The organism is Mesorhizobium sp. M8A.F.Ca.ET.202.01.1.1 (assembly GCF_004791595.1).
In the GTDB taxonomy this organism is placed as follows: Bacteria; Pseudomonadota; Alphaproteobacteria; order Rhizobiales; family Rhizobiaceae; genus Mesorhizobium.
On record NZ_SRUN01000023.1, the window covers coordinates 36232 to 43980 of the forward strand.

Genomic DNA, 7749 nt, shown 5'->3' on the forward strand with positions numbered 1-7749 from the left:
GTATGGAACCAACCAGGAAGCATTGTGGGAAGAGCTGAATAGGAGGCTGAGGGCCGCTGATAACCAGAGACCTCCCCATACCCGATCCCTATATCGGGACGATCCAGCGGATCGGGGGAGCGTGCGGCCACAGCTCCAGCGGCATGCGCGGGTCCAGTAAGTGATCAAGCCGAAGCGGGTCCATGCTCGGTTTCAGATCAGAGACGAGCGCGAACGTCATCCTGGTCCCCATCGTGATGATTGCTACGCCGCGCAGGCAAAACAGACCCCCACCGTCTCTGTCTCCGGCGGGAAGGCAGGGGTGGAACGCACCAGCCCGCGGGCAGATAGGATTGGGGAACTTGTAGCCTGGCAGGAGGAATTGCGATGGCGGCGAAGTTACTGGCCACAGACCACAGATTTCACGTGCGGACCAAGCTGCCTGCTCATGGCAGCGCAACTTCTCGGGGTTAAGGGGCAGCCAGGGTGCAGCCCTGAAGGCCTCGGCTTGGCCGCTTTGCGCCTGGGGCTCGAAACCACGATCTATCAGTATGATGCGCTGGAACTGCTGCAAGATGAGTGTGAGGCTGTCGAGCACAAGCTCATCATGCGCGCCGTTGTGGAGAGCGATCGAGTGCATTTCCTGCAGGCCGGCGGCGAAATGAAGTTGGCGTTGCCTGGGGAAGAGGATCTGCGGCGACACATGGCGAGGGGCAATGTACTTTTATGCCTCGTTAAGGAGCTCGAGGACGATGGCAGCTTGGCGCTGCATTGGGTGGTCCTGGCCGACATTGGTGTCAGAAGCGTGCTCGTCCTTGACCCCTGGAACCAAGACACACCAGATCCCGTGCGGCTGGAGCGTTTCTCTATAAAAGACTTCTTGGGGCGGATAAGCCACGGAGGCGAAAGGCGCGGGGCGGTCCTGGCATTGGGCAAGCGGAGGGCTCAACTAGCACCCGCCTGTCTGGAAAACAGCGGCTCATCGGAATCGAACCTACTCTAGGTTAGATCAACAGGCCCTGCCGCTGGTCTTTCGGACACGAGGTTATATTGCAAGCCAGCATGGCGCTCGATGCGGCGAACCCAGCGATCGCTGCATGCATCACGTTTCCGGGCCGCGGTGGCGTCATGGCCTCGCTCGGACCGGTCCCGCGTAAGGCCCCGACCTGGCCAGACACCTCATGACACGCCGCGCACCGGCACGCTCGCACTGTTACGTCAACGAGGCTCTTCGAAATCGATCCTTGCGAGCTCCTCGCTCAACGACGTCGGTCTCCTGACCGCTAGGCCATCTGGCTCATCAGGGTGCCTGTGCGCCAAATGGCGCACACCGGGTGCTCGTGAACCGAGCCCGCTCATCTTCGGCAGGCTCAGGCGGTCTCGGCCATACGGCTTCGCCCCCTGGCGCATGCAGCCCGTGCGGGCTGTGACGGTCGCCGCCCTTGCGGGCGACGCTGTCTTTTTGGGGTGGCCTTCCCGGCGGCGCGGTGTGGGCGGCTCTCCCTTCTAGGCCCGCCGCGGCGCCCCGCAACCCTCCGCTTCCCGCTCCGGGTCCTCCACTTCGTTCCGGTCCTGCGGATGCCGGCCGCCTCTGACGGCGAGCCTTTCCGGTCGTTTTTCGCCGCCCACCCCGCTTCCGGGGAAGGGGCGCAGCGAGATTTTCGAGCGGAGGTCAAGTCATGCGCAGAACCGGCAAGCGCGGTGCTCGTGGAGAAGTGCTAGCCAAGAGCGGCGAGCCGCCGAGGGCCAGCCTCTATACGGAAATCACAGATCGGATCATCGCCGATCTGGAGCGGGGTTGCGTGCCATGGGTGAAGCCTTGGGGCAGGGCCAAGGCATCCCTTGGCCTGCCGAAGAATGCCGTCACCGGGCGCAGCTATTCCGGCATCAATATCCTGATCCTGTGGGGCGCGGTGATCGAGCGCGGCTATGCCGGCCAGTACTGGCTCACCTTCTGGCAGGCGCTTTGGCTTGGCGGCAATGTCAGGAAGGGCGAGCACGGCACGACCATCGTGCATGCCGACCGCTTTATCCCGAAGGACGAGAAGGAGCGCGCCAGAGAAGAAGAGGCCGAGCCTCGGGCGGTTCCCTTCCTCAAGCGCTTCACCATCTTCAATGTCGCGCAGTGTGATGGCCTACCCGAGCACCTTTACGGCCAGCCTGAGCCGCTGCCCGAGCGCGCGATCATCCCGCAGGCGGAGGCGCTCATTCGTGCGTCTGGCGCGGATATTCGCATAGGTGGCGATCGCGCTTTCTACATGCCGGTTCGCGATTTCATCCAGCTGCCGCCGCAGCCCGCGTTCCTTGATCAGATCAATTATTACCGCACGGCCCTGCATGAATTGGGCCACTGGACCGGGCATCCCACCCGGCTTGCGCGCGACTTCTCCGGCTCGTTCGGCACCAAGGCTTATGCCCGCGAGGAACTGGTGGCCGAGCTGACAGCTGCCTTCACCTGCTCCACGCTTGGCATCGAGCCCACCGTGCGCCATGCCGACTATATCGCTTCGTGGCTCTCGGTGCTGCGCGAGGACAACCGCGCCATTTTCCGCGCCGCCAGCCTTGCCTCGAAAGCCGCCAATTTCCTGCTCGCCTTCGGCGCCGACGCAGCGGACGCGGCAGACTCTGGGGAGATCGCGGCATGACCGCGCGCTACGCAAAAGCCGATCGATATCGGTCTCTTCGATGGTGAGGCGGACAAGCGGAAGGTCCAGTGAACCTTCCTCCCGCCGAACGCCCGCAATCAACCCGACCTGTTCTGAGAAGGAGCTTCGCCATGATCCTGATAACCCAAGACCTGCGCGCCCGGCTGCTCGCCAATGGTGCAGCCCATACCGAAACCGATCATGTCCCGGTCGTGAAATTGTTCAATCCGGTCGGCGCCGCGACCTGGCTTTTGACCGAACTCGACGCCGATGGCGATACGCTGTTCGGCCTTTGCGATCTCGGTTTCGGCTTCCCGGAACTCGGCAGCGTCAGCCTTGCCGAGCTTCAAGCCGTGAAAGGGCCGCTTGGTCTCGGCATCGAGCGCGACCTCTTTTTTCACGCGCGGTTTCCGCTCTCGGTTTATGCCGAAGCCGCGCGCCTTGCCGGCCACATCACCGAGGCCGAGCGGCTTTTGCGCCAGGCCGCCGCCGGCCTTTCGATCCCCCTTCCCGAACTTCCGCCCGACATGGCGGAACGATCGCGCCGATAGGCGCAAAACCGCCCGCCGCTCGGCCTGCGGCCTCGCGGTCAGGGCGATTTCAACCAGTGTAAAGGAGACGGAACCATGCAGCTTGCCCATGTCGCAATCGACCATTTGAATATCTCTGCCGCCAACATGCGGCATTCCAGACGAGCGCCGGATATCTCCGATATCCTGCCGTCCGTGAGGGCGCGCGGCGTGCTCGTGCCGCTTCTGGTGCGGCCCAACGGGTCGCCCGGCAGCTTCGAGATCGTCGCCGGGCGGCGGCGATACTTTGCCGCAAAGACCGTCGCCGACGAGCGCGGTGAGACGGAGCCCTTGCCATGCGCCATCATGGAAGATGGCGACGATGCCGGCGCGCTCGAAGCCTCGCTGATCGAGAACATCGCCCGGCTCGACCCCGACGAGGTTTCGCAATGGGAGACCTTCACCCGGTTGATCAAGGAAGGGCGCGGTGTCGCCGATATTGCCACTACCTTTGGACTGACCGAACATCAGGTGAGGCGCATCCTGGCGCTTGGCGATCTTCTGCCGAAGATTCGCGAAGCCTATCGCCGCGAGGAAATCGACACCGAGACCGTACGCCATCTCACCATGGCTTCGAAGGCACAGCAAAAGGACTGGCTGGCGCTCTACGCGGATCCAGATCAGCGCGCGCCGCGCGGCTGGCAATTGAAGCAATGGCTGTTCGGCGGCCAGTCGATCTCGACCAAGGTGGCGCTGTTCGCCATCGAGGATTATGGCGGACTGGTCGTGTCCGATCTATTCGGCGAGGACAGCTATTTTGCCGATGCCGACCTGTTTTGGCAAAGGCAGAACGAGGCGATTGCCGCCAGACGCGGCGCCTACATTGAAGCCGGTTGGCTCGAAGTGATCGTGCTCGAACCGGGGCAGTATTTCCACTCATGGGACTATGAAAAGACGCCGAAGAAGAAGGGCGGCAAGGTCATTGTCACCGTCTCGCACCGTGGCGCGGCCGAGTTTCATGAAGGCTACCTGTCGCGCAAGGAAGCCTGCCGCGCCCGCTCCGGCGGCGAGGATGGCGAGGATGTCGAAACGCCTGCCAAGCCGTCGCGTCCCGAACTCAGCGGGCCGATGCAGAACTATGTCGATCTGCATCGCCACGCCGCTGCGCGCACGACATTGTTGGACCATCCGGCTGTCGCCCTGCGCCTGATGCTGGCGCATGCCATTGCCGGTTCGAGCCTCTGGCAGGTTCGCCTTGAAGCGCAGCGCGCAGCCAACGAGGCAGTGGCGGCAAGCATCGCCGCAAGCAAGACCGAAGCGGCCTTCGCCGAGAAGCGGCGCGAGGTTTTGGCGCCGCTTGGGCAAGCTGACGATGACACCAGCATCGCCGGCGGCAACGGCGAGGACTTTACCACTACCAGCGTGTTCGCCCGGTTGCTTACGCTTGGCGATGACGATGTCGCGCGCGTTCTGGCCATCGTCATGGCCGAGACGCTCGCCGCCGGCAGCGCCATCGTCGAGGCGCTCGGCAATCATCTGAATGTCGATATGCGCAGCTGTTGGCAGCCGGACGATGCCTTCTTCGAGCTGCTGCGCGACCGCGAAGTCGCGAACGCCATGCTTGCCGACATTGCCGGCAAACAGGTCGCTGAGGGCAATGTTTCGGAGAAGGTGAAGACGCAAAAGAAGATCATGCGCGACGTCCTTGCAGGCGAAAACGGCAGGCAGAAAGTCGGCGATTGGCTGCCGCGCTGGATGACATTCCCGGTTGCGAGCTACACCGATCGCGGCGGTTTTCGCACTGTGGACCAGTGGTCGAAGGTCCAGTCCCTGTTCGTGTCTGAATGATCCTTGGGGCGTGGCGACGGCAGCGATTGGGCTGCCGCCGCTCGGCCGTCTGCCGGGAGGCAGTGGCGCTGAGCTTCTCCTCGCAGACCACTGCGCATCTCCGTTCCCGGTGCCATGTCCCCCGCGAAATGACTGCTGGCAGACAGGTCGATTTGTCCGTTTTAGGCGCGTACCGGATCGGAACGATGGCGCCGGCGCGGCGTCGAAGCGTCCGCATTTCGCTAACCGCCTGACCGACTTGGTGTCGCAGCGACCGCGTATATGGCCTGTCCTGAGGCGCTCTGCGAAGACCATTCCCCTGCCGCTGGCTTGATGACCTATGAGCGGATCCGTCCCGCCCGAAACCCTCGCCGTCAACTTTTTTCCCCGCCGCCTGCGGCGGCTTCCTCGCGCCGCTTCGCTTCAAAAAAGCCGTCCGCTCGGATCCTCCGCTGACGCTCCGGCCCAAGGGGGTTCGGGCGGGCCGGACGCGCCCATCACGGTCCGCCATCGCAGGGGAATGGTCCCCGGCGAGCACCAAAGGAGACTAGCATGACCGCGATCGGATACGTCACCAAGCAGGATAACGGCGGCTACAAGGGCCAGCTCAGGACACTCAGCGTCCGCGCCGACATCGACATCGTCCCCAACCAGGCCAAGAGCGCCGAAAATCACCCCGACTTCCGGGTGCTGACACAGGGCGTCGAGGTGGGCGCCGGCTGGGTCCGGATCGGCGAGGCCTCCGGCAAGGACTATGTCAGCCTGTCGATTGCCGCACCCGAGTTTGGGCCCCGCAAGCTCTACGCCAATCTCGGTCGCGCCGCCGGCCAGGATGACGACGACAGCTTCGCCATCATCTGGAACCCGGTCGACTGACCGGCCTCTGAAGCCCTCGCGCCGCCGGCGCGGGGGCTTCTTCCAACCCCAGCACCGTCTGCCCAGGGGGCGGCGAAAACTCCCAACCGACTCTTCGCCCGTCCCGCAAACGCCCTCGCTCGCCGATCCTCGCCGTCATCTTCAGTTGGCGAAACGAGGACCATCATGGACGACGAAAACGACCGCGCTGCCCGCGCCAAGAAGGGCAGTCCGTTCCTCAACACCGCGCAGGCAGCTTTCTATATCGGCCTCTCCCAGCGCACCCTCGAAAAGATGCGCACGCAGCGCCTCGGCCCGCAGTTCCGCAAGCACGGCCGCTATGTCCGCTACCACATCGACGAACTCGACGAGTGGTCGAAAGGGCGCCAGCAGGAAGCAGGCTCCAAGGATGGAGGCCGCTCATGAAGACGCTGGCATCCATCCATTTGATCGGCTCTCGCCTGCGGCGCATTCGGGCACGAAAGACAATCGCTGTCGCTGCAATCGGACTGGGCCTGATCGGTCACGGGCCTCGCCAATCCATCGCCCTGGCTGGTCTGGAACGCCTCGACCAGCGCGCCGGTCGGGCTCTACCGTGTCGCTGGAGGAGCCCCCGCACGCGGTGATCTGGTCCTCGTCCGCGCGCCCGATCCATCGCCGACCTTGCCGCCGAACGCGGCTACCTTCCCCGCAGCGTGCCGTTGGTGAAGCGCCTTGTCGCTCTTCCCGGCGAGCATGTCTGTGCCTTCAACGAGGCGATCATCATTGGCGGCGAGATCGTCGCGAGCCGGCTGGCGACCGATACGCAGGGCCGTGCATTGCCTTGGTGGAGCGGCTGCCGTGCGCTCTCGCAAAACGAATTCTTTTTGCTCAATCGCGAGGCCCCACGCTCCTTCGACAGCCGCTATTTCGGGCCGGTTCCGGCCAAAAACATCATCGGGAGGCTCGTGCCGCTATGGACCGAATGACCCTCCTGGTGCTGGGCATGGTCGCCATTGGCCCATGCGCCTGTTCCGCCTCGACCGGCGCTGAGCCGGTCGCCATCTCCCATAGTCCGCAGCTTCGAAAGTGGCAGGTGTTCGTCTCGGAAGCAAGCCGGCGCTTTCGTCTTCCTCAGACCTGGATCTACGCTGTCATCGATGCTGAAAGTCGTGGCAAAACCATGCTCGATGGCCGCCCGATCACCTCGCGCGCGGGCGCAATGGGCCTCATGCAGGTGATGGCCAAAACCTATGAGGAGATGCGGATCGAGCACGGTCTGGGCTTCGACCCATACGACCCGCGCGACAACATTCTGCCGGAACCGCCTATCTCCGCACCATGTATGACCGCTTCGGATATCCCGGCCTGTTCGCTGCCTTACAATGCTGGACCCGATCGCTACGACGACCATTTGCAGCGTGGACGGCCGTTGCCGACCGAGACGGTCGGCTATCTGGAAAAGCTCGATGCGGCCGGGATTTCAGCCGCCGACATGGAGCAGTTCGGGGGCAATCCCCCGGCCGCGAAGACTCCGAATCGCCTTCCGGACGGTCGCTGTTTTTCTTGAGAGATGGCGTTTCCGCCAGAAATCCGAACGGCGACATTCTGGTGCCGCTCGGTTCCGGACGGATCGGATCGACGGTGCCGGGCGCGAAGTGAAAGCGCTAGGCGTTCCTGGCTGCGCGGGGTGCTGATTTCTCGATCTGGAAGGGGCTGAGGATTGGGTCGGCGTAAGGCAAGATAAAGGTACCGCCTCCAGGAGGCGGTTAAATCTTTGTCTGCACATCGTTTTTCCGGGAGGCTGCCGCCGGTGCCAAGAGGGTTGGACGTGTAAGTGTCTGATTTTGCTTGATATGTCTGGGAGGCTCGCATTAAGGATGACGAGTTCAGGCCGAAGCTCGGCAAAATCGGGTCGCGCGGCTCGAAGGCCGGCAAACGCTATGCCGGCCAGG

At 63.6% G+C, this 7749-nt stretch carries 8 protein-coding genes; all 8 read left to right on the forward strand.

The features are described from left to right. Nucleotides 1-427: 427 nt before the first annotated feature. A complete protein-coding gene (locus tag EN845_RS36365) occupies nucleotides 428-982 on the forward strand; it encodes a peptidase C39 family protein (protein WP_246693525.1) in 555 nt (184 codons plus the stop codon). A 676-nt stretch (nucleotides 983-1658) separates the two neighbouring features. Continuing rightward, the gene (locus EN845_RS31705) at nucleotides 1659-2624 is read left to right on the forward strand and encodes a zincin-like metallopeptidase domain-containing protein (protein WP_127311954.1); all 966 of its coding nucleotides are present in this window, start codon (nucleotides 1659-1661) and stop codon (nucleotides 2622-2624) included. 131 nt (nucleotides 2625-2755) lie between these two features. Beyond that, complete coding sequence (locus tag EN845_RS31710) at nucleotides 2756-3175, forward strand: DUF2958 domain-containing protein (protein WP_127870809.1); 420 nt, start codon at nucleotides 2756-2758, stop codon at nucleotides 3173-3175. Between the two features lie 75 nt (nucleotides 3176-3250). After that, nucleotides 3251-4981, forward strand: a complete 1731-nt coding sequence (locus EN845_RS31715; RefSeq protein WP_127309129.1) for a ParB/RepB/Spo0J family partition protein — start codon at nucleotides 3251-3253, stop codon at nucleotides 4979-4981. Nucleotides 4982-5512: 531 nt separating this feature from the next. Further along, a complete protein-coding gene (locus tag EN845_RS31720; protein WP_127309130.1) occupies nucleotides 5513-5836 on the forward strand; it encodes a DUF736 domain-containing protein in 324 nt (107 codons plus the stop codon). Between the two features lie 165 nt (nucleotides 5837-6001). Further along, nucleotides 6002-6241, forward strand: coding sequence for a helix-turn-helix domain-containing protein (locus EN845_RS31725; RefSeq protein ID WP_127309131.1), 240 nt, complete (start codon nucleotides 6002-6004; stop codon nucleotides 6239-6241). A gap of 278 nt (nucleotides 6242-6519) precedes the next feature. Then, the gene (locus EN845_RS36370; protein WP_245478139.1) at nucleotides 6520-6783 is read left to right on the forward strand and encodes a S26 family signal peptidase; all 264 of its coding nucleotides are present in this window, start codon (nucleotides 6520-6522) and stop codon (nucleotides 6781-6783) included. Then, complete coding sequence (locus tag EN845_RS31735; protein WP_245478138.1) at nucleotides 6780-7364, forward strand: lytic transglycosylase domain-containing protein; 585 nt, start codon at nucleotides 6780-6782, stop codon at nucleotides 7362-7364. The genes EN845_RS36370 and EN845_RS31735 overlap by 4 nt, the downstream gene beginning before the upstream one ends. Nucleotides 7365-7749: the final 385 nt, after the last annotated feature.